The organism is Allobosea sp. 10L417 (assembly GCF_056395485.1).
Map to the genome: position 1 here is coordinate 163,183 of NZ_JBFTJP010000007.1, position 25,702 is coordinate 188,884.

The window sequence follows — 25,702 nt, forward strand, 5'->3', positions numbered from 1 at the left end:
AGCCCGTCAGCGAGGAACGTCGGTTTCGCCGCCTTTCGTCGGTCCCTGCGTGATCAGCCGGGCGCTGCGGTGCCCACTGACATAGATCCACAGCCAGTTCAGCGCGACGGCGAGGCGATTGCGCAGGCCGATCAGGAAGAAGATGTGCGCGATACCCCAGGTCCACCAGGCGATGCGCCCCTTCAGCTTGATCCAGCCGAAATCGACGATGGCCGCGCGCTTGCCGATGGTCGCGAGGTTGCCGGCATTGCTGTAGGCGAAGGGCGGCGGCGCGGCGGCGCCCTTCAGCCGGGCCTTGATCACCCCGGCGACGTATCGCCCTTCCTGCTTCGCCGCGGGCGCCACGCCTGGCACGGGCTTGCCGTCGGCCGAGACGACATGGGCCGTATCCCCGACCACGAAGATCTCGGCGTGGCCGGGTACGGAGAGATCGGGCTCGACCATCACCCGCCCTGCCCGGTCGGCTGGCGCTCCCAGCCATTCAGCCGCCGGCGAGGCCGCAACGCCCGCCGCCCACAAAATCGTCTTCGCCGGCAGGAAGGCATCGCCAAGCGCGATACCGTCCTCGGTGCAGCGCGACACGGCGTGCCCGGTCCGGACCTCGACGCCGAGGCCGATCAGCGCCCGCTCGGCATAAGCCGAAAGGTCCTCGGTGAAGCCCGCCAGGATGCGCGGGCCCGCCTCGACCAGAACCACCCGCGCGTTGCGCGTATCGAAATTGCGAAAATCGGCGCGCAGCGTGTCATGCGCCAGCTCGGCGATCGTCCCGGCGAGCTCGACGCCAGTCGGCCCGGCGCCAATGATGACAAAGGTCAGCAGCTCGGCACGCCGGGTCTCGTCGGTCTCCCACTCTGCCTGTTCGAAGGCTGACAATATCCGCCGCCTGATCTTCGTCGCGTCTTCCAGCGTCTTCAGGCCGGGCGCATAGGGCTCCCATTCGTCATGGCCGAAATAGGCGTGGCGCGCTCCGGTCGCGAGGATCAGGCTATCGAAAGCGAGCGCTGGCTCGCCATCGATCAGCACAGTCTTGGCGTCCGCATCGACGCCGACGACGCTGCCCAGCAACGTCGTGACGTTCGGATAGCGCCGCAGCAGGGAGCGCGCCGGCCACGCGATCTCCGAGGTCGGCAAAGACGCCGTCGCGACCTGATAGAGCAGCGGTTGAAAGAGGTGGTGGTTGCGCCGGTCGACGACCGTGATGTTGACCGGCGCGGCGGCAAGGTTGCGCGCCGCTTCCAGCCCGCCGAAGCCGGCCCCGACGATGACGACGTGGTGGGGAGCGTCGGCCGTCATCGGCTATCCGATGTCAGCGAGGCGGTGGCGACGGTATCCGGAGATGCGTCTCATGAGGTCTCCCGCCCCCATCAATAAGCCGGAGCGGGCTCGACGGAAAGCGGAGAGATGGATGCGGGACGCGGTCGCTGTCCCGCACCGAGCGCAGTGCGCGTTCTGCCGGCCGGGCGTAGCCGCCCGTCCAGCAGCGCTACTGCAAATCGCGGAACGCTTGCTGCAGCCGCTCGACGGCCTCGACCACGGTGGCGCGCGGCGTCGCAAGATTGAAGCGCAGGAAGCTGTCGCCACCGGCCCCGAAGCTCGGTCCGTGGTTCACCGCGATCTTCGCCTGCTTCTCGACACGGGCGGTGAACTCCGCCCGCTCCATGCCGGTTCCCGCGAGATCCACCCAGGCGAGATAGGTCGACTCAAGCGGCATCGAGCGCAGACCGGGAATGGCATTCACCCCGTCGTCGAACAGCTTCCGATTGCCGTCGATATAGGCCACGAGCCGATCGACCCAGGCCGCCCCTTCGGGGCTGTAGGCGGCCGTCGCCATCGCCATGCCGAAGGAGTTGGGCGAGATGCCATGCGCGTTCATCCGCGCGCGGAACCGCTCGCGCAGAGCCTCGTCGGGGATGATGACATTGCCGATATGGGCGCCCGCGATGTTGAAGGTCTTGGTGGTCGCCGTCATCATCACGAGCCGATCGAGGATGTCGGGAGCGGCCAGCGGCATGACGGTGTGCCGGAATCCCGGCATGACCAGATCGTGGTGGATCTCGTCGGCAACGAGAATCAGGTCGTGGCGCTTGCAGAAGGCGGCGATCTCGCGGAGTTCGTCGCCGGTCCAGACGCGCCCACCGGGATTATGCGGCGAGCACAGGATCAGCATCCGCTCACGGCCGGTCATCTGCGCATCCCAGCCAGCGATATCGAGGACGTAGCGCCCGTCCTCTGTCGCCAGCCGGCACTCCACGACATGCCGCCCGGCGGAGCGGATGATGCGGGCAAAGGCGTGGTAGACCGGCGTCATCAGCACGACGCCGTCGCCCGGCGCGGTGAAGGCATCGACGCAGAGCGCCGTGCCGTTGACCAGGCCGTGGGTGGTGAAGATCGCCTCCGGCGCGACATCCCAGCCGTGCCGGGTCTTCATCCACCAGCGAATGGCGTCGCTGTTCGTGCGGTCATCGCCGAAATAGCCGTAGACGCCATGGCTCGCCATGCGCTCGACCGCTTGCTGGACGCAGGCCGGTGGCCGGAAATCCATGTCCGCCACCCACATGGCGATGCCGTCGGAAGCCGACACGCCATAATTCTTCTCCATCATGTCCCATTTGGCGGAATGGGTTCCGCGGCGGTCGATCAGCTCGTCGAAGTCCGGCGTTCTAAACATTGATGATCCCCAGAAGCGGCCGCGAGGTGTTGAATACGGTCCGCTGCCACCCGTTCTGCCGCGTCGGATCGCGAACGTAAACCGGCGTAGCCGCCACGACGGCTTTCGAAAATCAGCATGACGTCGCAGGCGGAGGGCGTATGGCGGTCGACCTCGCGGCCTGTCCTTGCCGCATGGCTGCTGTGGCAGGAATGGCGAGGCGCACCGGTTGAGAGCTGCAGGATCAACTTCTAGGCTGCCCGCGCCGTGCTCGGGAGCTGGCCCGACCTGCGGGGCCGCCCTTGATTCACAATCGCAACGTTCTTCTGCAAAGGCCTATAACGAAATGGCTTCCTCTGACGCCCTTGCTCCGGTCTTCGATCATATCGAAGCCAACCGCAGCGCCTTCCTCGACCGGCTGATCGCCTATCTGCGCCACCCCAGCATCAGCGCCGAGAATATCGGCATCGCCGAGGTCGGGGCGCTGCTGGTCGAGATGCTGACGGAGATCGGGCTCGAGACCAGCCTCGTGCAGACCGAGGGTCATCCCATGGTCCTCGCCCGCTGGGAGAAGGCACCGGGCAAGCCGACTGTGCTGCTCTACGGCCATTACGACGTGCAGCCACCGGACCCGCTCGACAAATGGGTTTCCCCGCCCTTCGAGCCCACGATTCGAGACGGCCGGCTCTATGCACGCGGCGTTGGCGACAATAAGGGCCAGCACTTCGCCCAGATCCTCGCGATCGAATCCCATCTCAAGGTCCATGGCGAACTGCCCTGCAATGTCATCCTGCTGCTGGAGGGCGAGGAGGAGATCGGTAGCCCGCGCATCGCCGGCTTCGTGCGCGCCAACCAGAACAAGCTGAAGGCCGATCTCGCCGTCACCGCCGACGGCCCGCGCCATGCCAGCGGCGCGCCCACCATCAAGTTCGGCTCGCGCGGCGTCGTCTCCTTCGATTTACGCTGCCGCCATGCCAGCCGCGACGTCCATTCCGGCAATTTCGGCGGTGTCGTGCCGAACCCGATCTGGACGCTGGTCCACCTGCTCGCCACCATGAAGAACGCCAATGGCGAGATTACCATCGAGGGCCTGCACGACGACGTCCAGCCGCCGACCTCCGAGGATCTGGAGGCGATCGAGCGCCTGCCGCTCGATCTGGACGCATTCAAGCAAGGGCTCGACCTCAAGCGCCTCGACGCGCCGCTCGACCGGCCGTTCTATGATCGCCTGTGCTTCCAGCCGACGCTGACGATCAACGGCTTCCACGGCGGCTACGGCGGGCCGGGCACCAAGACCGTGCTGCCGAACGAGGCATTGGTGAAATGCGATATCCGCCTCGTCGAGGCGCAGGACCCGGAGGACATCCTGCGCAAGGTTGCGGCCCATGTCGCCAAGCATGCGCCGGAGGTCGAGTTCATCGTCGAGGAAACCGGCATGCAGCCCTCGAAGACGCAGATCGCCTCGCGCTATACGGTGCCGCTACGCCGCGCCTTCGTCGCCGCCCATGGCGAGGAGCCGCTGCTGATCCCGGCCGGTTTCGGCAGCCTGCCGAACTACGTCTTCACCAAGATCCTCGGCATCCCCGCCTATGTCACGCCCTATGCCAACCATGATGAAGCCAACCACGCCCCGAACGAAAACATGACACTGGATTGTTTCCAGAGCGGGATCAGGACGGGCGCGGCGCTGCTGCATGAACTCGGGCAATTGCAGGGCGAGGGCTGAGCCGGCTGGAACTATGAGGCCGGCGCTTCCTCGCGGGCCTTGCCTCTCAGCACGAAGATGAGGCCTCCGGCGCTCAAAAGGGCAAGGCAGAACCAGGTCAGCGCATAGATCAGATGCGTGTTGCGGAAGCTGACCTGGGTCATGCCGCCCTGCGGCAACGGCCCTGGTTCGCTCGCCGCGTCGGCATCGACGAAATAGGGCGCGACCTCGCCAAGCCCTCGCGCCGAGGCGATCGCGGCAACGTCCCGAGAATACCAGCGGCCCGCGGCGGGATCGTTGGCGCGCAAGAAGCCGCCGCCCGGCTCGGTGAGCCGCAACAGCCCGACCACCCTCGCCTGTTCGCCGGCCACCTTGCGCCGCTCTTCGACCCCGCGCCGATCCTCCGGCACGAAACCGCGGTTGACGAGGACCGTGAAACCCGAATCGGCGCGGAAGGGGGCGATCACCCAGAAGCCCGGGCCGCGTTCGGTCACCGCCATCGTCAGTGTTTCAGGCGTCTCAAGATAACGGCCCTGCATGGCGACGCGGCGATACTCGGCAGTATCAGCCGCGATGGCCGGCCATTCCAGCGGACCCGGTGCAGTCACGGGCGCGGCGTGAATCCGCGCCTCGACCCGGGCGATCAGGTCGAGCTTCCAGCTACGCCGCTGCACCTGCCAGATGCCGAGGCCGGCGGAAACCAGCGTGACGAGGGTCAGGGCCGCAGCAAAGATGAGGCGTCCGGCGCCTGCGCGCCGCTTGCCCGTAGCGCCCGCGGGCACGAGCCGCCTCACATCTTGTGCAGCTCGGTCGGCATCATGTTGGTGTTGAGGTGGTACATCACCCACAACGAGCCGGAGAGCGCAATCGCCACGATGACGATCGTGAAGATCAGCGCCATCATCGTCCAGCCGCTCTCGGAGCGGCTGTTCATGTGCAGGAAATAGACCATGTGGACGACGATCTGCACGGCGGCAAAGCCCATGATCACGATTGCGGTCAGCATCGAATTGCTGAGCACGTCGTTCATGACCAGCCAGAATGGGATCGCGGTCAGGACGACCGAAAGCAGGAAGCCGGTGACATAGCCGCGCAGACTGCCATGCGGCTGACCGTCGCCGCCATGCTCGTCGTGATGTTCGGCGTGGTTCTGGCTAGCGCTCATTTCAGCACGCCCATCAGATAAACGAATGTGAAGACGCCGATCCAGACGACGTCGAGGAAGTGCCAGAACATGCTCAGGCACATCAGCCGGCGCCGGTTGGCCTCGATCAGCCCGCGCCGCCTGACCTGGACCATCAGCACTGTCAGCCAGATCAGGCCGAAGGTGACGTGCAGCCCGTGCGTGCCGACCAGCGTGAAGAAGGAGGACAGGAAGGCGCTGCGCATCGGCGTCGCGCCCTCGTGGATGAGATGCGCGAATTCGTAGAGCTCGATCGCGAGGAAGGCGAGGCCGAAGAGGCCGGTGACGACGAGCCAGCCCTGCATCGCCGCCTGCCGGCCCTTGTCCATCGCCAGCATGGCGAAGCCGTAGGTGATCGAGGAGAACAGCAGCATCGCCGTGTTGATCGCGACCAGCCTGAGGTCGAACAGATCGGCGCCTGATGGCCCGGCCGCATAGTTGCGCCCGAGCACGCCGAAGGTCGCGAAGAGGACCGCAAAAACCAGGCAGTCGCTCATGATGTAGAGCCAGAAGCCGAGCATGGTCGAGCCGCCGGAGTGCTCGTGCTCTTCCTCCGTCACGTAGAACGCCGGAACGCCGTTCGCAGCCTGCGCTTCCGCTATCGCCTTAGCCATCATCGCCCCTCAGGCCCGGCCGAGCAGTTGGGTGCGCGAATCCTCTTCGCGCAGAACGGCTTCGGCCGGAATGTGGAAGTCGCGGTTATAGTTGAAGGTATGCCCGATCGCCGTCGCCAGGACGCCGACGAAGCTGAGCGCCGCCAGCCACCAGATGTACCAGATCAAAGCGAAGCCGCAGATTGTCGCGAGCCCGGCGATGATCAGACCAGCACTGGTGTTCCGCGGCATGTGGATCGGCCGGAAGCCGCCGAGCGGACGCTTGTAGCCGCGCTTCTTCATGTCGGCCCAGGCGTCGAGGTCGTGGACGATCGGCGTGAAGGCGAAGTTGTAGGCCGGCGGCGGCGACGAGGTCGACCATTCCAGCGTGCGCCCGTCCCAGGGGTCGCCGGTCGTATCGCGCAACTCCTCGCGGCGCATAATGCTGACACCGATCTGGATCAGGAAGCAGAGGATCCCCAGGGCGATCAGCACCGCTCCCACAGCCGCAACCACGAACCAGATTTGCAGCGAGGGATCCTCAAACCGGCTGAGGCGCCGCGTCACGCCCATCAGGCCGAGCACATAGAGCGGCATGAAGGCGACGTAGAAGCCGATCACCCAGAACCAGAAGGAGAGCAGGCCCCAGAACCGGTCGAGCTTGAAGCCGAAGGCCTTGGGGAACCAGTAGGCGATGCCGGCGAAGACGCCGAAGACCACGCCGCCGATGATGACATTGTGGAAATGGGCGATCAGGAACAGGCTGTTATGCAGCACGAAATCGGCCGGCGGCACCGCGAGCATCACGCCGGTCATGCCGCCGATGACGAAGGTCAGCATGAACGCCAGGAGCCACATCATCGGCAGCTCGAAGCGGATGCGGCCGCGATACATCGTGAACAACCAGTTGAAGATCTTCGCGCCCGTCGGGATCGAGATGATCATCGTCGTGATCCCGAAGAACGAGTTCACGCTGGCGCCGGAGCCCATCGTGAAGAAATGGTGCAGCCAGACAAGATAGGACAGGATGGTGATGACCACCGTCGCATAGACCATCGAGGCATAGCCGAAGAGGCGCTTGCCGCAGAAGGTCGAGGCCACCTCCGAATAGACCCCGAAGATCGGCAGGATCAGGATATAGACCTCCGGGTGGCCCCAGATCCAGATCAGGTTCACGTACATCATCGGGTTGCCGCCGAGATCGTTCGTGAAGAAGTTGGTGCCGACATAGCGGTCGAGCGTCAGCAGCGCGAGCGTCGCCGCCAGGATCGGGAAGGTCGCGACGATCAGCACGTTGGTGCACAGCGCCGTCCAGCTGAAGACCGGCATCTTCATCAAGTCCATGCCGGGAGCGCGCATCTTCACGATGGTCGCGATCAGGTTGACGCCCGACAAGGTCGTGCCGACGCCCGCAATCTGCAGCGCCCACAGGTAGTAGTCCATGCCGACCCCGGGCGAGTAGGCCGCCCCCGAGAGCGGCGGATAGGCAAGCCAGCCGACCTTGGCGAATTCACCGACGAAGAGCGACATCATCACCAGCACGGCGCCGCCCACCGTCATCCAGAAGCTGAAATTATTCAGGAAGGGGAAGGCGACGTCGCGCGCGCCGATCTGCAGCGGCATGACATAGTTCATCAGGCCCGTGACGAAGGGCATCGCCACGAAGAAGATCATGATCACGCCGTGGGCCGTGAAGATCTGGTCGTAATGTTGCGGCGGCAGATAGCCCTCATTGCCGGCGAAGGCGATCGCCTGCTGGCCGCGCATCATCAGCGCGTCGGCGAAGCCGCGCAGCAGCATGATCACGCCCAGGATCATGTACATGATCCCGATCTTCTTGTGGTCCACGCTGGTGAACCACTCGTGCCAGAGATAGCCCCAGAGCTTGAAGCGGGTGATCAGCGCGATGAGCGCGAGGCCGCCGAGCGCGACCGCGGCGAACGTCCCGATCAGGATCGGCTCGTGATAGGGGATCGCCTCGAGGGTGAAGCGTCCGAACAGCAGCTTCCACCAGTCGGGATAGGAGGTCATTGTTCACTCGGCTCGCTAGCGAAAGCGCTTCAGTTGGCGACGCGGGCGGTGACGCCCGCGGTGCCGTAGACATCGGTCGGCGTGCAGATCGCCGTCACGAAGGGGCGCGGCGGCATCGGCTGCCCACCCCGGCGTACGCTCTTGTCGTATTCCAGCTGCGCAACGATATGGATACCTTCCTTGCCGCCGCCGCCCTTGGCGTCCATCGCCATCATGTCGCGCATGCACATCTTCGCGCGGTCGACGCACATATTCAGGATGGCACCGAAGAGATCGGAGGGCACGTCGCGGAACAGGCGCGCCGGCTCGCGCTCGCTCGGCTTCTCCAGCACGAGATACTCCTCGCGCCCGAGCGGGTTGCCGTTGCGGATCGCGCCCTGCACCCACTCGCCGAAACTCTTCTCGTCGACGCCGTGGAAGCGGAAGCGCATGTCTGAGAAGCCGGCGCCGCTGTAATTGGCCGAGAAGCCCTCGAAGTCGCCGGGATGGTTGATCACGGCGTTGAGCTTCGTCTGCATGCCCGGCATTGCGTAGATCTGGCCGGCGAGCGCGGGAATGAAGAGCGAGTTCATCACCGAGGAGGAGGTGATGCGGAACTCGATCGGCCGATCGACCGGCGCCACCACCTCGTTCAGCGAGGCGATGCCCTGCGCCGGGTAGAGGAACAGCCATTTCCAGTCGAGCGCCACGACCTGGATCACCAGCGGCTGCTTTGTCGGCCCGTTGCCACCCGCTCTCGCCTCGACGGTCGGCTTGGAAGCGCTGATGCGGTCGAGCGGCCGATAGGGATCGAGCAGATGCGTGCCCATCCAGGTCATCGCGCCGATCACGATGATGATCAGCAGCGGCACCGACCAGATCACCACCTCAAGCGGCAGCGAATGGTTCCAATCCGGATGATAGCTGGCATTGGCCGAGGCACGGTAGCGCCAGGCGAAGAAAATCGTCAGCGCCATCACCGGAATGATGATGAGCAACATCAGCGCCGTGGAGGCGAGCATGAGGTTTCTCTGCTGCATCGCAACATCGCCCGACGGCGACAGCAGGACCCACTGGCATCCGCCAAGCAGCGCAAAAACCGGCAAAGCCGCTAAAAAACGAAAGATGCGCAAGAGACTCGAGACCTCCCTCTTCCGGGAACCGACGTTCTCTATTCCCATTCTTTCGCACCGCACATCGGACAATCTGTCCCATTGCGGCGGTTTGACGGGTGGCTTCTATCCACCGTATCCATTTGTATGAGGTGCGGGCAAGTCCGGTTGTTCCGGTGAGCCCCCCAGCGAGGAATTCGCGGTCATGAGCGCTGACGCGGCGAGCCATTCATCGGGGCATCTGACGGACGAGCACGGGCGGGACCATGTGACGCCCGCCGATATCGCGCTCGGCGTCATTATCGGCCGGACGTCGGAATATTTCGACTTCTTCGTCTTCGGCCTCGGCTGCGTGCTGGTCTTCCCCGAACTGGTCTTCCCCTTCGTCGACCGGCTCACCGGCACGCTCTACGCCTTCGGCATATTCGCGCTGGCATTCGTGACGCGCCCCTTCGGCTCGGTGCTGTTTTTCGCGATCGACCGGCGCTACGGCCGGGCGACCAAGCTCACTGCGGCGCTGTTTCTTCTCGGCGGCGCGACGGCCGCCATAGCCTTCCTGCCGGGCTACGAGACGATCGGCATCTGGTCCGTCGTCATCCTCGCCGGCTTCCGGCTGCTGCAGGGCATCGCGCTCGGCGGCGCCTGGGATGGCCTGTCCTCGCTGCTCGCCCTCAACGCGCCGCCCAATCGGCGCGGCTGGTATGCCATGCTGCCGCAGCTCGGTGCCCCCTTCGGCTTCATCCTCGCTGCCGGGCTGTTCGCCTATTTCGAGGGTGCGCTCTCGAAGGCGGATTTTCTCGGCTGGGGCTGGCGCTACCCCTTCTTCGTCGCCCTGACGATCAACGTCGTGGCGCTCTTCGCCCGGCTGCGCATGGTCGCGACCCATGAATTCGCCGAGCTGATGGAAACGCGCGAGCTGATGCCGGTGCCGGTGTCCGAACTCATCCGGGTTCATGGCCGCACGCTCGTCCTCGGCGCCTTCGTGCCGCTGGCAAGCTTCGCGCTCTTCCACCTCGTCACCATCTTCCCGGTGAGCTGGATCAACCTCTTTACCGACCGCTCGGTCTCGGAATTCCTGCTGGTCCAGGGCGCTGGCGGCGTCGTCGGAGCGGGCGCGATCGTCACCTCCGGCCTGATCGCCGACCAGATCGGCCGCCGCAACACTCTGCTTTTGTCCGGTGCGATGATCGCCCTGTTCAGCCTGTCGAGCATCGTCGCGCCGCTGCTCTTCGGCGACAGCCAGGCGGGCCAGACGATCTACGTCATCATCGGCTTCGGCCTCCTCGGTCTCTCCTACGGCCAGACCGCAGGCGCGGTCGCCTCGAGCTTCGGCACGCAGTACCGCTACACCGGCGCGGCACTGACCTCCGACTTCGCCTGGCTGATCGGCGCCGGTTTCGCGCCGCTGGTGGCGCTCACCGTATCGAGCACCTTCGGCCTCGCCTGGGTCGGCGTCTATCTGCTCTCCGGCGCGCTCTGCACGCTGGCGGCGCTGGCAATCGACCGCAGGCTGGAGCGCAGCTACGGCTGAGCGGGGCCGCTCACCACCGTCATTCTCGGGCGACCGAAGGGAGACCTGAGAATCGCGCGAAGATGGGGCGCTCGAAGCACGCTTGGCACGAGATGCTCGGGTCAAGCCCGAGCATGACGATTGCGGAGTCCACGGGTGCGGCCTCAGGCCCGCGGCCTGCCCCGGAATAGCGGCACAGCTCGAATCAGCGCCCCGTCCAGTTCGGCGGGCGCTTGCCGAGGAAGGCTTCCATGCCCTCGCGGAAATCGGCGCTGGTGTAGCAGAGCGTCACGAGGTCGCTGCCGTCGAGCCCTTCGGCGGTCGCGGCCGTCAGGCGGCGCATCGCTTCCTTGGTCGCGCGCATGGTCAGCGGCGCATGGCCAGCAATGGTCTGCGCAAGCTCGCCCGCGCGAGCCATCAACGCAGCATGGTCCGGCAGTAACTCGCTGTAGAGACCGATGCGCTGCCCCTCCTCCGCCTCGACCAGCCGCGAGGTGAAGACGATGTCCTTGACCCTTGCCGGGCCGAGGATGGCGTAAAGCCGCGCATAATTCTCCATCGACAGGCAATTGCCGAGCGTGCGCGCGATCGGGAAACCGAAGCGCGCCGTCATGCTCGCGATCCTGAGATCGCAGGCGAGCGCGATCGCCGCGCCGCCCCCCGTCACCGCACCGGAAATCGCAGCGAGTGTAGGCACCGCACAGCGCTCGATCGTGCCGATCACTTTCTCGATCCGCTCCTCATAGGCCAGCGCGTCCTCGGCGCTCTTGAAGGCACGGAACTGGGCGATATCGGTGCCGGCCGCGAAGGCCTTGTCGCCGGCCCCGGTCATGACGATCACGCGCGGATCGCCATGATCAGCCGGATCACGGCAGATCTCGGCGATGCGCTCATACATGGCGAAGGTCAGCGCGTTGCGCGCCTGGGGCCGGTTGAGCGTGATCGTGCCCACCCCATTCTCGACTGCATACAGGATTTCGTCGTTCACGCAGGCCTCCATCAGATCACGCCTTCGGCCCGCAGTCTTGCGAGCCCTGCCTCGTCATAGCCGAGCCCAGCGAGGATCTCGTCATTATGCTGCCCGGCCGCCGGTGTCGGCGTCGCGACATCGGCCGGCGTGCGCGAGAGCGTCACCGGCTGGCCGACAAGGCGGATATCGCCGAGTTCGGGATGGCTCACTGGCCTGGCGATGCCGAGATGGCGCACCTGCGGGTCCTCGAACATCTGGTCGACCGCGTAGATCGGGCCGGCCGGCACGCTGTGACGCTCCATGATCTCCAGCCACGCGGAGCTGTCAGCCTCGGCAAGCCGCTCCTCGATCACCTCCCGCAGTTCCGGACGACGCTCGAAGCGCTTCTCCGTGCTGTCGTAGCGCGCATCCGCCCCCCATTCCGGCCGCCCGATCGCGCGACAGAACGAACGCCACTGCTCCTCGCCGCCGACACCGAGATTGATCGCGCCGTCGCGCGTGCGGTAGACGCCCATCGGCGTCTGATAGGKGTGGTCGTTGCCAGCCTGCGGCGGAACGGAGCCCTCGACGAGATAGCGCGCCGCCTGGAAGTCCATCATCGCGATCTGGGCTTCGAGCAGCGAGGTCTGCACCCACTGCCCCTTGCCCGAGGTGGCGCGCTCCTGCAGCGCCACCAGCGCGCCGACCGCGCCGTAGAGCCCGGCGGAGGAATCGGCGAGCGCTATTCCAGCTCTGACCGGTCCCTGGCCCGGCAGGCCGGTCACCGACATCATCCCGCCCATGCCCTGTGCGATCTGATCGAAGCCCGCGCGGGTCCGGTATGGGCCGGACTGGCCGAAGCCGGAGATCGAGACCAGAATCAGCCGCCGATTGCGGGCGTGCAACGTCTCGAAATCGAGCCCGAGCCGTTCCTTCACATCGGGCCGGAAGTTCTCGACGAGCAGATCGGCATCGTCGACGAGCTTCATCAGAATCGCCTTGCCCTCCGGCGTCTTCAGATTGAGCGCCAGCGAGCGCTTGTTGCGATGCAGGTTCTGCATGTCGTACCCTAGGCGCGGGCCGCTCATGTTCTCGTTGGGATCGAGCCCCGGCGGGCTTTCCACCTTGATCACGTCGGCGCCGAAATCGGCGAAGACGCGCACGCAGGTCGGCCCGGCCCGCACGCGGGTCAAATCGAGTACCTTGAGCCCGGCGAGGGCCGTGGACGGTCTTGGCTGCGCCATTTTTTCGCTCGCTCCTCCCTGGAGCGAACTATCCGGTCGTCTTCCCGGGCCCGTCAATCGCCTTGCGCATACTGCATGCAGGCGCTGGGCACATAATGGGACACGCCTGGTTTTCGGCGCTTCGGCTTCTGCTTGCAGTCTTATGGCGCCGTGCACGCTGAACCCGAATTTTTCCCTTGAAGCTGAAGTGGCTACAGCTTGTAGAGAAGAGGTCCCGTAGCGAAGCCACACGGAGACTGAAGATATGGCCGCCCCATCCCCAGCCGAAACCAAGACCCTCTCCTGGAAGGTCGGCGGCATGGATTGCGCGAGCTGCGCGACGAAGATTCGCGGCGCGGTCGAGCGCCTCCCCGGCGTCAGCGACGTCAAGCTTTCGGTGATGTCTGAGACCCTGACGCTCTCGTTGGATGCGGGCCAGACCACGCCTGAGGCGATCGAGAAGCGCGTCAACGGGCTCGGCTACACGGCCGCGGCGCTGGCGAGGGCCCCGGCTGAGAAGCCGGCCGCGAAGGGCAGTTGCTGCGGCCACGACCATCATGAGCATGATCATGGCGGGCAGAATCACGGCAGGCACGAGCATGGCCCTGCCGGCCATGAGCATGGCGAAGCCTGCCGCTCGGACCACGCGCACAGCCAAGACCATGCTCACGGCCACGATGGACACGACCATGACCCGAAACCCGCCAAGGCAGCGCCGGCGAGCGACCATGGCCACGGCCTTCCCGGCCATGTCCATGAAGTGACGCCCGACGGCGCACGCTGGTATCAGACCGGCAAGGGACGCCTCGTCCTCGGCACCGGCCTGCTTCTCGGCGCCGCATACGCCATCCGCCTGCTTGCCGCCGATATCGGCCACTGGGCCTTCATCCTGGCCTGCGTCATCGGCGTATTCCCGGTCGCCAAGCGCGCCTTCGCGGCCGCCCGCGCCGGCATTCCCTTCACCATCGAGATGCTGATGACGATCGCCGCCGTCGGCGCGCTCTTCATCGGCGCGGCCGAGGAAGCGGCGCTGGTCGTCTTCCTCTTCGCCGTGGGCGAGGTTCTCGAAGGCGTCGCAGCCGACCGCGCCCGCGCCTCGATCCGGGCACTGGGCGATCTCGTTCCCAAGACCGCCCTCGTCGAGGAGAACGGCGCGACCCGGCAGGTCGATGCCGCCAGCCTGAAAATCGGCCAGATCGTGCTCGTCCGCCCGGGCGACCGCATCCCGGCCGACGGCGAGATCACCAACGGCATCTCCGGCATAGACGAGAGCCCGGTCACGGGCGAATCCGTGCCGAAGACCAAGGGTGTCGGCGAACCCGTCTTCGCCGCCTCGGTCAATCGCGAGGCGGCGCTGCGCGTGCGCGTCGACAAGGCGGCCGAGGACAACACCATCGCCCGCATCATCCGCCTGGTCGAGGAAGCGCAGGAGGCCCGCGCCCCGACCGAGCGCTTCATCGACCGTTTTTCGCGCTGGTACATGCCGGCGATCGTCGGGCTCGCCCTGCTGGTCGCGCTGGTGCCACCGCTCCTGCTCGGCGCCGAATGGTCGATCTGGATCTACCGCGCTCTGGCGCTGCTGCTGATCGGCTGCCCCTGCGCGTTGGTCATCTCGGTGCCGGCCGCGATCGCCGCCGCTCTTTCGGCCGGCGCCCGCCAAGGCCTGCTGATGAAGGGCGGCGTCGTCATCGAGACCGCCGCCAAGACCGGCCTCGTCGCCTTCGACAAAACCGGAACGCTGACACAGGGCAAGCCGCGCGTCACCGACATCGTCGCCCTCGCCGCCAGCGAATCGGAGGTCCTGGCGCTGGCCGCCGCCGTCGAGCACGGCTCTGCCCACCCGCTCGCCGAAGCCGTGCTCGAACGCACCCGCGCCGACGGCATCGCCTATGCGCCGGCAGCCGAGGCAGCGGCGCTCGCCGGCCAGGGCGTTACCGGCAGCGTCGGCGGCCGCGCGATCTTCGTCGGCGCGCCGCGGCACGCGGAGACGCGCGCTGCCTTCGACAAAAGGGCACGCCTCGCCGCCGAAGAACTGGAGGCAGCCGGCAAGACCGTCGCCGCGGTTGTCGTCGACGGCGCGCTCGCCGGCCTCATCGCGCTGCGTGACGAGCCGCGCGAGGACGCCGCTGCCGCAATCGCCGAACTCAAGGCGATGGGCATCCGCTCGGCCATGCTGACCGGCGACAATGCCCGCACCGGCGCCGCCATCGCCGCCGGCCTCGGCATGGAGCACAAGGCCGAATTGATGCCCGACGACAAGGTCGCGGCGATCAAGGCCTTCGCTGCCGAAGCCCCGGTGATGATGGTCGGTGATGGCATCAACGACGCGCCGGCGCTTGCAGCGGCCAGCATCGGCGTCGCCATGGGCTCAGGGACGGATGTCGCGCTAGAGACGGCCGATGGCGCGGTGCTGAAGAGCCGCGTCCGCGACGTCGCGGCGCTGATCCGGCTGGCGCGGGCGGCGATGGCCAATATCCGCGCCAACATCACGATCGCGCTCGGGCTGAAGGCCGTGTTCCTGGTCACCAGCGTGCTCGGCTACACCGGGCTCTGGGTCGCGATCCTCGCCGACACCGGCGCGACCGTCATCGTCACAGCAAACGCGCTGCGGCTGCTGCGCTTCGACGCCGGCAAGGCGAGCTGAAGGCCGACGCGGATCGGACCTTGACGAACGAGGCCGGGCGCAAGCCCGGCTTCAGCGCATCAGCCCGGCTCGGCGCACTCAGACGCTGATATCGGCGAAGGCTCCGGTCCGGCGCTCGTTCTTCGCCTCCATCTGCCTGAGCATCTCGTCACGGACCTTGGCCATCACGTCGGCCTTGGCCTTCGAGTCGAGCTTGTTGAACTGCTCCTCGGTCATGCCCAGCTTGTCGAGGATCGCCTTCTGGACCCGCTCTTCGGGCGTCATCCGGGCGATCTTCAGAAACTCGGCCTCGGTCGAGGACGAGGGCGACGACGAGGAAGCGGCCGTGGACGCGGCGGAATCCTGTTGCGATTCGCCTTCCGCCGTCGGCTTGGTCGCATAGGTGGTCGGTAGATTGATCGGCCAGTTCGAGGTCGAGAACGAGACGGACATCGCGCGCTCCTTTCTGCTGGACTACGGACCTGCAATCTCCAGGCCGCTGCCAAGAATCGGGTATTTATCATCTATTTCAATATGTTAGATGATAGTCCGCAATAGGAGGCGCTTGCCGCGCCGGGCGGATCGGGCAATTTCTGCCCGGCAGACAGCGCCCCATCCTCACGGATTCGACGAACCGCTGTCGATCCATCTCGGCCGCTTGCTCGAGCCCAACCGCGCCCTATTTCGCAATGCAAAATTGCCGCAAGCGAACGGCGCTCGACTGAGCAAGTGCAATATGACTACCAAATAGGCAGCTCGCGCAGAGCCCGTCCCAAAATGGCGCCTCCGATCAATTCATAGGCAGAGAATCAATCACATTTCGGACACATCCCTTACCTCAGCGCAGATCGATCTCACAAAAATGACCGGAAACTTAATTGGCCATGCACAAAAAGCATAACAGAGCTGAGCGACAGCCACTGTTAGAGGCAGGCCGCCTGACTTATATGCACTGCACAACGAAATTATCGCTGTGGGCACCGCCCCGCTCCGGAATACGCAAGGAAAACCACCATGTTCGTCACGATGATCGCTGCCAAAATTCGAGCCTACTTCCGCTATCGCGAGACCGTTCGCGAGCTCTCCCGCCTCACCGACCGCGAGCTCGATGACCTCGGCCTGTCGCGCTCGGAGATCACCTTCATCGCCCGCTCGCACGCGTCGGCCTGAAGATCCTGATTTCGAACCGCCGCGCATAGGGCGCCGCGCGTTCAGTGTAGTTTCTCCCGGGTTCGGGTTCCCCCTCCCCCCGAACTTGGTCGAAGAGCGAATGCCCGCCTCACGGCGGGCATTTTGCATTTCAGGTCCCGCACGCCTTGTTTGGATCAGCGCCATCCGAACGATAGGAATGCGCGGAAAGTCAAAAGGCTTGACCTCAAAGCCGGCTGCGGACACATCGCAGCCATGGAACCAGTACACATCATCGGCGGCGGTCTCGCCGGCTCCGAAGCCGCCTGGCAGATCGCTCAGGCCGGCGTCCCGGTCGTCATCCACGAGATGCGCCCCGTGCGCGGCACCGACGCCCACAAGACCGAAGGGCTTGCCGAGCTCGTCTGCTCGAACTCCTTCCGCTCCGACGATTCCTCGAGCAATGCCGTCGGCCAGCTGCATTGGGAGATGCGCCGCCTCGGCTCGCTGATCATGGCCAAGGGCGATGCCCATCAGGTGCCGGCCGGCGGCGCGCTCGCGGTCGACCGCGACGGTTTCTCGCAGGCCGTCACCGCCGCGCTGGAGAGCCACCCGCTCGTCACCATCGACCGAGGCGAGATCGCCGGCCTTCCGCCGGCCGAATGGGACAATGTCATCATCGCGACTGGCCCGCTGACCTCCCCTGCCTTGGCGCAAGGCCTGCAGTCGCTCACATCAGAGGATTCGCTCGCCTTCTTCGACGCCATCGCGCCGATCGTCCATTTCGATTCGGTCGACATGGACCAGGCCTGGTTCCAGTCGCGCTACGACAAGGCCGGCCCCGGCGGCACCGGCGCCGACTACATCAACTGTCCGCTCCACCGCGACCAGTACGAGGCCTTCATCGACGCGCTGCTCGCCGCCGAGAAGACCGAGTTCAAGGAATGGGAAGGCACGCCCTATTTCGACGGCTGCCTGCCGATCGAGGTGATGGCCGAGCGCGGCCGCGAAACCCTGCGCTGGGGGCCGATGAAGCCGGTGGGCCTCACCAACAAGCATAACCCGACCGTGAAGGCCTATGCTGTGGTCCAGCTCCGGCAGGACAATGCGCTCGGCACCCTCTTCAACATGACGGGATTCCAGACCAAGCTGAAATATGGCGAGCAGGCCGCGATCTTCCGCATGATCCCCGGCCTGCAGAACGCCGAGTTCGCACGGCTCGGCGGCATCCACCGCAACACCTATCTCAACTCGCCGAAGCTGCTGGACGAGCATCTGCGGCTGAAGGCCGATACGCGCCTGCGCTTCGCCGGCCAGATCACCGGCTGCGAGGGCTATGTCGAGAGCGCCGCCACCGGGCTTCTGGCAGGACGCATGGCCGCGGCCGAGCGTCTGGGCCGGGACCTGCCGCTGCCCCCTGCGACGACGGCGCTGGGCGCGCTGGTCAACCACATCACCGGCGGCCACATCGTCACCATCGACGAGGGGCCGCGCTCCTTCCAGCCGATGAACATCAATTTCGGTCTGTTCCCGCTGATCGAGGGCGTGGCAACCACCGGCCCCGACGGCAAGCGCCTGAAGGGGCCGGCCAAGAGCGTGGCCCGCAAGCAGGCGCTGACGGCGCGGGCGAAGGTCGAGATGGACGCCTGGGCGAGCGGCGTCGAGGCGAAGGCGGCGCAATAAGCTGGCCCGTCATTCTCGGGCGGCGCGAAGCGCTGACCCGAGAATCTCTGACAGGATGAAGTGCCGGAACCTGTGCGTCAGGCGATACCCGGATCAGTCCCGAGCATAAACTCTCACCCTTTCCGCGCCGCCCGCCACAGGATCCACTGCCGCCGCCAGGACGGCAGGGTGATGATGCTCCGGTAGGGATCGTACCCTCTCGTCTCCATCCGCCTGAGATAGGGCTCGACCAGCGCCACCGGCAGGAAGGCCGGCCTCAGCGTCGGCGGAATCGACTCGCTCAGGCCCGCGAGCTTCTTCAGGTGGTTGCGAGCGATCTCCCGCAGTTCCTTGAGCGTATAGAGCACGCCCGGTCCGCCACGCCCGCGCACGATGTCGTCGCGCGTCACGCCGTTCCGGGAGAGAATGTCGGCCGGCAGGTAGACCTGCCCCTCCGCCGCGTGCCACGGGAAAGCGCGCATCAGCCCGGTCAGCGCATAGGCGACACCGGCATGGCCGCAGGCCGTCGCCCCGCCCGGATCGCGCCCGCCTGCCAGGATCAGGCAGGCCAGCCGGATCACCGCGCTCGCGGTTTCGCCGGCATAGCCCTCCAGATCGCGCAGAGAGGGCATCGGATCGTCGTAGAGATCGAAGATGCGGGCATCGATCAGCGCCGTCAGCGGCGCAAGCGGCAGGCGGTAGCGCCGGACCGTGTCGAGCAGGGCCGCGGCCACGGGATGTGCCTGCGTCTCGCTGCCCGACTGGCCTTCCAGCACGTCGCGCCACCATTGCAGCCTGACCTCGCCCGGCAGGGGCTCGCTGACCAGCGCCCTTACCCGCGCGATCTCATGGCTGAAGGCATAGAGCGCGTAGAGCGCCGCCCGGCGATCGTCGGGGGCGTAGAGGCCGGCGATATAGCGATCCTGATCCTGCTCGCGCACGAGCGTCGCGCAATGGGCATAGGCGTCCGGCAGGCGCGCCGGAGCGATGTCTCTGCGATCGTCGGTTTCAGTATGCGGCATTGTTCCGCCTCGGCCGACCTCGGCCGCTTCTAATGTAAGGCAAGCGCCCCGCCCCCGCTACGCATCGCCGGTATGATCGACATCCCGGATCGCAGGCGCCTTACTCGATCGCGATCAGCGCCGCTGCTACACGCCGATCCTCGCCGACGAGCACGTTATAGGTGCGGGCAGCCGCACCGGTCGCCATGCCCTCGACGGTGATCCCGGCCTGCCTTAGCGGATCACGCAGAGCGGGCGGAATGAAGGCAATATCGGCCCCTGTCCCGATCAACAGGAAGTCGATGCTCTCGGCCTCGTCCAGCACGGGCTGCAGGCTCTCGATCGTCACTTCGGAAAAGCGCGTCACTGGCCAGATCCGGATGCCGGCCGGCGTCGCGATGATCGAGCCCTTATGACTCATCTCGGCGAAGCGGAAGCCACCCGCCCCGATCGCATCGAGCGGGAAGCGGCCGGGAACGAAGCCCTCGAAGCGCGGCATGAAGCCGCTCAGGCCTTGGCCTTGGCGGCTGAAGCCTTGGCGCGCGCCGTCTCCTGCGCTTCCTCACGCGCGCCCGCCGAGCGGACATCCATGTAGAGCAGCACCGGCGTCGAGATGAACATCGCCGAATAGGTGCAGATCACCACGCCGAACAGCATGACGAGCGCGAAGCCCTCGATCGCGGTGCCGCCGAACAGCACCAGCGCGAGCAACGACAGGAAAGTCGTCGTCGCCGTCATCGCCGTGCGCGACAGCGTCGAGTTCACCGAGAGGTCGAGGAGCTCGGCAACCGGCATGGTCTTGTAGCGGCGCAGCAATTCGCGGGTGCGGTCGAACACGACCACGGTCTCGTTCAGCGAATAGCCGACGATGGTCAGGATCGCCGCGATCGAGGTCAGGTTGAATTCGAGCTGCGTGATCAGGAAGAAGCCGATGGTCAGCACGATGTCGTGCAGCGTGCCGAGGATCGCGCCGATCGCCAGCGGCATCTCGAAGCGGAACCAGAGATAGATCAGCACGCCGACGATCGCGAGTACGACGCCGAGCGTACCGGCCTGCACCAATTCGCCCGAGACGCGCGGCCCGACCGTCTCGACACGGCGGAACTCGTACTGCGACGCGAAAGCGTCCCGCGCCTTCACGACGACCGCCTGCTGAGCCGTCTCGCCGCCCGGCTGCATGCCGAAGCGCATCGAGACCTCGCCGCCCGAGCCGAATTCCTGCACCTCGGCATCGCCGAAGCCGAGCCCGTTCGCGGTATGGCGGATCTGGGCGATGTCGACCGCACCGGCCTTCGACTGCATCTCGATCAGCGTGCCGCCCTTGAAGTCGATGCCGAAGTTCAGGCCGACCGTCAGGAACAGCGCCAGCACCAGGACCGAATAGGCAGCCGACAGCGGATAGCTGACGCGGCGGAACCAGACGAATTTGAAGCGGGTGTTGTCGGGAACGATACGAAGCAGGCGCATGCGCATGGCCAATCTCCTAAGGGGTTGGCAGCGTCAGAACGGGAGGTGCTTGGGCTTGGCCCAGCGATACCAGAGCGCGATCAGCATCCGGGTCAGCGTCACCGCCGTGATGACGGTGGTGAGGATGCCCAGGATGAACACGACCGCAAAGCCGCGCACCGGGCCGGAGCCGAGCGAGAACAGCGCCACCGCCGCGATCAGCATGGTGACGTTGGAGTCGATGATCGTCGCGAAGGCGCGCTGGAAGCCTGCCTCGAGCGCCGAGACCAGGCTCCGCCCCTGATGCTCCTCCTCGCGCATGCGCTCGTAGATCAGCACGTTGGAGTCGACCGCCGTGCCGATGGTGAGCACGATGCCGGCGATGCCGGGCAGCGTCATCGTCGCGCCGAGGAAGGACATCAGGCCGAAGATCAGGCCGACATGGACGACGAGCGCGATACTCGCGATCAGGCCGAAGATGCCATAGGTCGCCAGCATGTAGATCACCACCATCACGGTCGCGATCAGGGTTGCCATCTTGCCGGCCCGGATGGAGTCGGCGCCGAGGCCGGGGCCGACGGTGCGCTCCTCGACGATCGTCATCTTGGCGGGCAGCGCGCCGGCGCGCAGCAGGATCGAGAGGTTGTTGACCTGCTCGACCGTGAAGTTGCCGGAGATCTGGCCCGAGCCGCCCGTGATGGGCGACTGGATCACCGGCGAGGAGATCACCTTGTTGTCGAGCACGATCGCCAGCGGGCGGCCGAGATTCTCGGTGGTGATCTGGCCGAAGCGCTGCGCGCCCCGGATGTTGAAGCGGAAGTTCACGATCGGCTGGCCGCTGCGCGAATCGAAGGCCGGCTGCGCGTCGATCAGGTCGGCGCCGTCGACGGAGGGCTGGCGCAGGACCGGGACGGTCTGGCCGCCGGCATCCTGCGAGGGCAGCATGTCGACATCGCTGCTGTTGGCGTCGCCGACGAGGCGGAATTCGAGCTTGGCGGTGTCGCCGAGGATCTGCTTCAGGCGCTGCGGATCCTGAAGGCCCGGCACCTGCACCAGAATGCGGTCGAGGCCCTGGCGCTGGATGTTCGGCTCGGTGGTGCCGAGCGCGTCGACGCGGCGGCGCAGAACCTCCATCGCCTGCTCGACGGCGCGGCGGATGCGCTCGTTCGAGCCGGCTTCCGTCACGGTCAGCTGGATCAGCCCGTCAGGCTGCTCGGCAATGGCGATGGACTGGTTGCCCGAGGGGCCGAACGCGCCGAGCGTGCCGATCGGCTGAGCGAGCTCCCGCAGCTTCGGCAGCACACGCGCACGCTCGGCCGCGTCCGGGACGCGCACTTGCACACCGCGCGTCGTGGTCTGGATGCCGCCCTGAATGCTGATGCGCTCTTCGCGCAGGACGCGGCGAACATCGTCGCGCAGCTGTGTCACCTGGCTGCGCACCAGCTCCGCCCGGTCGATCTCGAGCAGGACGTGCGAGCCGCCCTGCAGGTCGAGGCCGAGCACGACCGCATGGATCGGCAGGAAGATGCGCGGAATCCAGGACGGCGCGTTGTCGGCGATGGCCTTGCGCGTCTCCGGCGAGAACAGGTTCGGCACGGCGAGCCCGCAGCCGACGATCAGCACGAGCAGGACGAGAATGACCTTGCGGGCCTGGAGACGAAGCATCTGCGTGAACAGCCTTGTTGTCGTGCCTTAGATCACGCCGCATCCGGACGACGCCGTCCGAATGCGAAAACGCGATCGATTGTCAAAGTCAGCTCTTGACCGGCTCGCTCTTCGAGCGGACGTCCTGGACCATGCCGCGCACGATGCGCACGCGCACGCCGTCGGCGATCTCGGCTTCCAGCTCGGCGTCATCGATGACCTTCGACACCTTCGCGATCAGCCCGCCCGAGGTCACGATCGTGTCGCCGCGGCGCACGTTCTTGATCATCTCCTGATGCGTCTTCGCCCGCCGCTGCTGCGGCCGGATGATCAGGAACCACATGATAACGAAGATCAGCAGGAACGGCACGAGCTGGATCAGCATGTCGGTGCCGCCACCGGCTCCTGTCGCCTGGGCGAAAGCGGGGGTGATCACTGAAGAACTCCTCTCTAACGACGGCGCAGCAGGCCGCCGGCCGCAGGACACGGCAAAAGCATCGCCCGGCCTAAAAATCGCGCGGACTATAGCCAGCAATGCCGTGAAATCAATCGGACACGCCCGGTTGCCCATGCGCGCTCCTCACCTATGGGCTTGCTGCCATTCGCGCAATGCCCCTTGCGCTCGATCCACGACGCGGTTTAGCTAACCACAGCAACCGTACCGGACGGTACGGTACGGTTCGGCAGGATGAAACGAAGGCGCAGAGCCATGACCACGACCGAGACCGCCCCCGACCAGACCCTCGCGACGCTACTGCGGATTGCGGATGCGCTTGAGCGGATCGCGCCACCGCGGCGCAAGTCGGCCGACCTCAAAGCCGCCGACGCCTTCGTCTGGCAGACCACGGGGTCGGAGCTTGTGCCGGTGCCGAAGGTCAACCGCGTCGCACTTTCGCTCCTGCGCGGCGTCGACCGTGTCCGCGACACGCTGGCCGAGAATACCGAGCGGTTCGCCAAGGGCCTGCCCGCCAACAACGTGCTGCTCTGGGGTGCACGCGGCATGGGCAAGTCCTCGCTGGTCAAGGCGGTGCATGCCGACACCAACCAGCATCTGCCGAAGGGCGCGCTGCCGCTGAAGCTGATCGAGATCCATCGCGAGGACATCGAGAGCCTCCCTGCCCTGATGAGCCAGCTGCGCAGCGATCCTCACCGCGCCATCGTCTTCTGCGACGATCTGTCCTTCGACAGCGACGACACCTCTTATAAGTCGCTGAAGGCGGTGCTGGACGGCGGCGTCGAGGGGCGCCCCGACAATGTCGTGTTCTACGCCACCTCGAATCGCCGCCACCTGCTGCCGCGCGACATGATGGACAATGAGCGCTCGACCTCGATCAATCCGGGCGAGGCGATCGAGGAGAAGGTCTCGCTCTCGGATCGGTTCGGCCTCTGGCTCGGCTTCCACAAATGCAGCCAGGACGAGTATCTGGAGATGATCAACGGCTATGCCGGCCATTTCGGGCTGGCGATCGACCCGGAGGAGTTGCGCCGCGACGCACTGGAATGGGCGACGACGCGCGGCTCCCGCTCCGGACGCACCGCCTGGCAGTACATCCAGGACCTCGCCGGCCGGCTGGGCAAGCGCCTGGAGGGGTGAAGCGCCGTCGCGTCATGGTCGGACTTGTCCCGACCATCTACGCCTTCATCGATGCAGTGCGGTGTTCAAGACGTGGATGCTCGCAACAAGGGCGAGCATGACGGGCGATCGCAAAACAAACGAAAACGGGGCAGCCCTTCCTGGGGCCGCCCCGTCCTTTTTTCGATCGGGAGGGTCTCGCGAACCGATCGAAGGCTGGCAACTTTTCGCGTCGAACGCGGCTCAGTTGTTGAGGTAGGGAGTCGGATCGACCGGGGTCGAGCCCTTGCGCAGCTCGAAGTGGAGCTGAGGCGAGGAGACGTTGCCGCTCTGGCCCGAACTGGCGACGACCTGGCCGCGCTTGACGGCGTCGCCGCGCTTCACCTTGAGCTCGCCATTATGGGCATAGGCCGAGACATATCCGTTCGGGTGACGGATCAGGACGAGGTTGCCGTAGCCCTTCAGCTCGCTGCCGGCATAGGCGACGGTGCCGCCCTCGGCCGCCTTGACGGGCGTGCCCTCGGGAACCGCGATGTTGATGCCCTCATTGCCGCCCTTGCTGTAGCCGGTGATCACACGGCCGCGAGCCGGCCAGCGGAAATCGGCCTTGTCGCCCGAAGACGCCTGTTCCTCCTGCTTCGGCAGGCTGGCAGTGGTCTTCGGCTCGGCGGCGGGCTCCGCCTTCGGGATCGCGGTCGGCTTCGGCTCGGCGGCGGGTGCGCTCGCCACCACGACCGGCTTCGCCTGCTGCTGAGCGGGAGCGGCGGTCTTCACCGGCTGCGGAACGGGCGCGGGCTTCGCCTCGGCGACGGGCTTTGCGGCCGGCACGGCAGCGCCTGTCTTGCGGGCATCTGCCTTGGCCTTGGCTTCGGCAGCGAAACGGGCACGGGATTCGCGCATCGCCTGGGCGTCTGCGGCGGCCTTGGTCTTGGCTTCCGCGGCAGCGGCGGCCTTGGCATCGGCCGCGGCCTTGGCATGCGCCTTCGCATCGACGACCGGAGCGGGCTGACGGGCCGGAGCCGGACCGGCGACGAAACGCTGCGATGGGGCCGGAGCCGGCGTCGCCTGAGGGGCCGGAGCGGCGGCCGCAACCGGAGCGGAGGTGCCGCTCGCATTGTAGACCGGTACCGTGATCCGTGTGCCCGGCGGCACATTGGCGCTGCTCAGCCCGTTCGCGGACATCAGAGCGGCGCGCGGCACGCCATAGCGCGACGAGATCATGTCGAGATTCTCGCCCTGCGCGATCACGACCGGCGTGCCGCCTTGCGCCGACCAGCCGGCAGCGCTGCCGGAGACGGCCTGCGGCGGCGCCGAGTTCAGCGCAACGGCCGATTGCGGCGGCGGCAGAGGCTGCGCCCGCACGACCGGCGCCGACGGAACCGGCTGCAGCGGCGCGCTGGCAGAGCGCCCGATCGAGCCAGTGGTAGCCGGATCGCGAGCAGGCGCCGGGGCCTGTGCAGTCCTGAAGGGATTGTCGAAAGGGGTCTCGGTGAAGCGCAACGCGTCCGAGGAGCAGGCGCTGACACCGACGGCAAGCAGGCACACCGTCGAGAGACGACGGAGAGCGCGATGATTGATCGATCCGGCTTGGCTACGCATGAACAGAGTACTCGCGAACGACGCAACTCGATGACGGTCATTAAAGTCCCGTTGAGGTTACGAAAGCGTTTCGCTGGCGAAGCCGTCTTCACTT

At 66.2% G+C, this 25,702-nt stretch carries 22 protein-coding genes; 6 read left to right on the forward strand and 16 right to left on the reverse strand.

The features are described 5' to 3' along the window. Window positions 1–6: 6 nt before the first annotated feature. On the reverse strand, window positions 7–1,293 hold the full coding sequence (locus AC1DE3_RS18145; RefSeq protein WP_476778637.1) for an NAD(P)/FAD-dependent oxidoreductase: 1,287 nt from the start codon (window positions 1,291–1,293) through the stop codon (window positions 7–9). Between the two features lie 190 nt (window positions 1,294–1,483). Beyond that, entirely contained in the window at window positions 1,484–2,668 is a 1,185-nt protein-coding gene (locus AC1DE3_RS18150; RefSeq protein ID WP_476778638.1) for a MalY/PatB family protein, read from the reverse strand. Between the two features lie 325 nt (window positions 2,669–2,993). On the opposite strand from AC1DE3_RS18150, the gene AC1DE3_RS18155 reads away from it, so the two are divergent. Then, on the forward strand, window positions 2,994–4,373 hold the full coding sequence (locus AC1DE3_RS18155) for a M20/M25/M40 family metallo-hydrolase (protein ID WP_476778639.1): 1,380 nt from the start codon (window positions 2,994–2,996) through the stop codon (window positions 4,371–4,373). Between the two features lie 11 nt (window positions 4,374–4,384). Here the strand turns inward: AC1DE3_RS18155 and AC1DE3_RS18160 are convergent, their stop codons facing one another. From AC1DE3_RS18160 to cyoA, 5 genes are read right to left on the reverse strand one after another with little or no spacing between them, the layout of a single operon-like run. After that, on the reverse strand, window positions 4,385–5,134 hold the full coding sequence (locus AC1DE3_RS18160) for an SURF1 family protein (RefSeq protein WP_476852628.1): 750 nt from the start codon (window positions 5,132–5,134) through the stop codon (window positions 4,385–4,387). Window positions 5,135–5,142: 8 nt separating this feature from the next. Further along, complete coding sequence (gene cyoD / locus AC1DE3_RS18165) at window positions 5,143–5,517, reverse strand: cytochrome o ubiquinol oxidase subunit IV (protein WP_441512710.1); 375 nt, start codon at window positions 5,515–5,517, stop codon at window positions 5,143–5,145. Beyond that, complete coding sequence (gene cyoC / locus AC1DE3_RS18170) at window positions 5,514–6,149, reverse strand: cytochrome o ubiquinol oxidase subunit III (RefSeq protein WP_476778641.1); 636 nt, start codon at window positions 6,147–6,149, stop codon at window positions 5,514–5,516. The genes cyoD and cyoC overlap by 4 nt, the downstream gene beginning before the upstream one ends. Window positions 6,150–6,158: 9 nt before the next feature. Next, window positions 6,159–8,159 (reverse strand): cytochrome o ubiquinol oxidase subunit I, encoded by a 2,001-nt coding sequence (gene cyoB, locus AC1DE3_RS18175; RefSeq protein WP_476852629.1) that lies wholly within the window; start codon window positions 8,157–8,159, stop codon window positions 6,159–6,161. Window positions 8,160–8,188: 29 nt separating this feature from the next. Beyond that, complete coding sequence (cyoA, locus tag AC1DE3_RS18180; RefSeq protein ID WP_441512713.1) at window positions 8,189–9,319, reverse strand: ubiquinol oxidase subunit II; 1,131 nt, start codon at window positions 9,317–9,319, stop codon at window positions 8,189–8,191. A gap of 136 nt (window positions 9,320–9,455) precedes the next feature. Between cyoA and AC1DE3_RS18185 the strand changes: the two genes are divergently transcribed. Continuing rightward, window positions 9,456–10,781, forward strand: coding sequence for an MFS transporter (locus tag AC1DE3_RS18185; RefSeq protein ID WP_476778643.1), 1,326 nt, complete (start codon window positions 9,456–9,458; stop codon window positions 10,779–10,781). A gap of 184 nt (window positions 10,782–10,965) precedes the next feature. On the opposite strand, the gene AC1DE3_RS18190 is transcribed toward AC1DE3_RS18185, so the two are convergent. Together AC1DE3_RS18190 and AC1DE3_RS18195 are read right to left on the reverse strand one after the other, a co-directional pair. After that, window positions 10,966–11,748, reverse strand: coding sequence for an enoyl-CoA hydratase/isomerase family protein (locus AC1DE3_RS18190; RefSeq protein ID WP_476778644.1), 783 nt, complete (start codon window positions 11,746–11,748; stop codon window positions 10,966–10,968). Between the two features lie 11 nt (window positions 11,749–11,759). Further along, on the reverse strand, window positions 11,760–12,953 hold the full coding sequence (locus tag AC1DE3_RS18195; protein WP_476852630.1) for a CaiB/BaiF CoA transferase family protein: 1,194 nt from the start codon (window positions 12,951–12,953) through the stop codon (window positions 11,760–11,762). A gap of 244 nt (window positions 12,954–13,197) precedes the next feature. On the opposite strand from AC1DE3_RS18195, the gene AC1DE3_RS18200 reads away from it, so the two are divergent. Next, window positions 13,198–15,576 (forward strand): heavy metal translocating P-type ATPase, encoded by a 2,379-nt coding sequence (locus AC1DE3_RS18200; protein ID WP_476852631.1) that lies wholly within the window; start codon window positions 13,198–13,200, stop codon window positions 15,574–15,576. Window positions 15,577–15,654: 78 nt separating this feature from the next. Here the strand turns inward: AC1DE3_RS18200 and AC1DE3_RS18205 are convergent, their stop codons facing one another. Next, the gene (locus AC1DE3_RS18205) at window positions 15,655–16,008 is read right to left on the reverse strand and encodes a hypothetical protein (RefSeq protein ID WP_441512718.1); all 354 of its coding nucleotides are present in this window, start codon (window positions 16,006–16,008) and stop codon (window positions 15,655–15,657) included. A 561-nt stretch (window positions 16,009–16,569) separates the two neighbouring features. Between AC1DE3_RS18205 and AC1DE3_RS18210 the strand changes: the two genes are divergently transcribed. Both AC1DE3_RS18210 and trmFO read left to right on the forward strand, forming a co-directional pair. Then, window positions 16,570–16,725, forward strand: a complete 156-nt coding sequence (locus AC1DE3_RS18210) for a DUF1127 domain-containing protein (protein ID WP_441512719.1) — start codon at window positions 16,570–16,572, stop codon at window positions 16,723–16,725. 234 nt (window positions 16,726–16,959) lie between these two features. Further along, window positions 16,960–18,366 carry a methylenetetrahydrofolate--tRNA-(uracil(54)-C(5))-methyltransferase (FADH(2)-oxidizing) TrmFO gene (gene trmFO / locus AC1DE3_RS18215; protein WP_476778647.1) on the forward strand — a complete coding sequence of 469 codons (1,407 nt, stop codon included), beginning with the start codon at window positions 16,960–16,962 and terminating at the stop codon, window positions 18,364–18,366. Window positions 18,367–18,479: 113 nt separating this feature from the next. Here trmFO and AC1DE3_RS18220 read toward each other — a convergent pair whose 3' ends face one another. The 5 genes from AC1DE3_RS18220 to yajC form a co-directional block, all read right to left on the reverse strand. Continuing rightward, window positions 18,480–19,367, reverse strand: a complete 888-nt coding sequence (locus tag AC1DE3_RS18220; protein ID WP_476778648.1) for a phytoene/squalene synthase family protein — start codon at window positions 19,365–19,367, stop codon at window positions 18,480–18,482. Between the two features lie 100 nt (window positions 19,368–19,467). After that, on the reverse strand, window positions 19,468–19,845 hold the full coding sequence (locus tag AC1DE3_RS18225) for an Mth938-like domain-containing protein (protein ID WP_476778649.1): 378 nt from the start codon (window positions 19,843–19,845) through the stop codon (window positions 19,468–19,470). A gap of 8 nt (window positions 19,846–19,853) precedes the next feature. Next, complete coding sequence (secF, locus tag AC1DE3_RS18230; RefSeq protein ID WP_476778774.1) at window positions 19,854–20,813, reverse strand: protein translocase subunit SecF; 960 nt, start codon at window positions 20,811–20,813, stop codon at window positions 19,854–19,856. Window positions 20,814–20,846: 33 nt separating this feature from the next. After that, window positions 20,847–22,457 (reverse strand): protein translocase subunit SecD, encoded by a 1,611-nt coding sequence (gene secD, locus AC1DE3_RS18235; protein WP_441512723.1) that lies wholly within the window; start codon window positions 22,455–22,457, stop codon window positions 20,847–20,849. A gap of 88 nt (window positions 22,458–22,545) precedes the next feature. Further along, window positions 22,546–22,872 (reverse strand): preprotein translocase subunit YajC, encoded by a 327-nt coding sequence (yajC, locus tag AC1DE3_RS18240; protein ID WP_441512724.1) that lies wholly within the window; start codon window positions 22,870–22,872, stop codon window positions 22,546–22,548. A 273-nt stretch (window positions 22,873–23,145) separates the two neighbouring features. Between yajC and AC1DE3_RS18245 the strand changes: the two genes are divergently transcribed. Next, window positions 23,146–24,030, forward strand: coding sequence for an ATP-binding protein (locus AC1DE3_RS18245; protein ID WP_476778650.1), 885 nt, complete (start codon window positions 23,146–23,148; stop codon window positions 24,028–24,030). 222 nt (window positions 24,031–24,252) lie between these two features. Here AC1DE3_RS18245 and AC1DE3_RS18250 read toward each other — a convergent pair whose 3' ends face one another. Beyond that, the gene (locus AC1DE3_RS18250; protein ID WP_476778651.1) at window positions 24,253–25,608 is read right to left on the reverse strand and encodes a peptidoglycan DD-metalloendopeptidase family protein; all 1,356 of its coding nucleotides are present in this window, start codon (window positions 25,606–25,608) and stop codon (window positions 24,253–24,255) included. Window positions 25,609–25,702: the final 94 nt, after the last annotated feature.

Coding starts and splice junctions, on each gene's coding strand:
- AC1DE3_RS18145 (WP_476778637.1), bottom strand. CDS start 1,293: ATGACGGCCGACGCTCCCCACCACGTCGTCATCGTCGGGGCCGGCTTC.
- AC1DE3_RS18150 (WP_476778638.1), bottom strand. CDS start 2,668: ATGTTTAGAACGCCGGACTTCGACGAGCTGATCGACCGCCGCGGAACC.
- AC1DE3_RS18155 (WP_476778639.1), top strand. CDS start 2,994: ATGGCTTCCTCTGACGCCCTTGCTCCGGTCTTCGATCATATCGAAGCC.
- cyoD (WP_441512710.1), bottom strand. CDS start 5,517: ATGAGCGCTAGCCAGAACCACGCCGAACATCACGACGAGCATGGCGGC.
- cyoC (WP_476778641.1), bottom strand. CDS start 6,149: ATGGCTAAGGCGATAGCGGAAGCGCAGGCTGCGAACGGCGTTCCGGCG.
- cyoB (WP_476852629.1), bottom strand. CDS start 8,159: ATGACCTCCTATCCCGACTGGTGGAAGCTGCTGTTCGGACGCTTCACC.
- cyoA (WP_441512713.1), bottom strand. CDS start 9,319: ATGGGAATAGAGAACGTCGGTTCCCGGAAGAGGGAGGTCTCGAGTCTC.
- AC1DE3_RS18185 (WP_476778643.1), top strand. CDS start 9,456: ATGAGCGCTGACGCGGCGAGCCATTCATCGGGGCATCTGACGGACGAG.
- AC1DE3_RS18200 (WP_476852631.1), top strand. CDS start 13,198: ATGGCCGCCCCATCCCCAGCCGAAACCAAGACCCTCTCCTGGAAGGTC.
- AC1DE3_RS18205 (WP_441512718.1), bottom strand. CDS start 16,008: ATGTCCGTCTCGTTCTCGACCTCGAACTGGCCGATCAATCTACCGACC.
- AC1DE3_RS18210 (WP_441512719.1), top strand. CDS start 16,570: ATGTTCGTCACGATGATCGCTGCCAAAATTCGAGCCTACTTCCGCTAT.
- trmFO (WP_476778647.1), top strand. CDS start 16,960: ATGGAACCAGTACACATCATCGGCGGCGGTCTCGCCGGCTCCGAAGCC.
- AC1DE3_RS18220 (WP_476778648.1), bottom strand. CDS start 19,367: ATGCCGCATACTGAAACCGACGATCGCAGAGACATCGCTCCGGCGCGC.
- AC1DE3_RS18225 (WP_476778649.1), bottom strand. CDS start 19,845: ATGCCGCGCTTCGAGGGCTTCGTTCCCGGCCGCTTCCCGCTCGATGCG.
- secF (WP_476778774.1), bottom strand. CDS start 20,813: ATGCGCCTGCTTCGTATCGTTCCCGACAACACCCGCTTCAAATTCGTC.
- secD (WP_441512723.1), bottom strand. CDS start 22,457: ATGCTTCGTCTCCAGGCCCGCAAGGTCATTCTCGTCCTGCTCGTGCTG.
- AC1DE3_RS18245 (WP_476778650.1), top strand. CDS start 23,146: ATGACCACGACCGAGACCGCCCCCGACCAGACCCTCGCGACGCTACTG.
- AC1DE3_RS18250 (WP_476778651.1), bottom strand. CDS start 25,608: ATGCGTAGCCAAGCCGGATCGATCAATCATCGCGCTCTCCGTCGTCTC.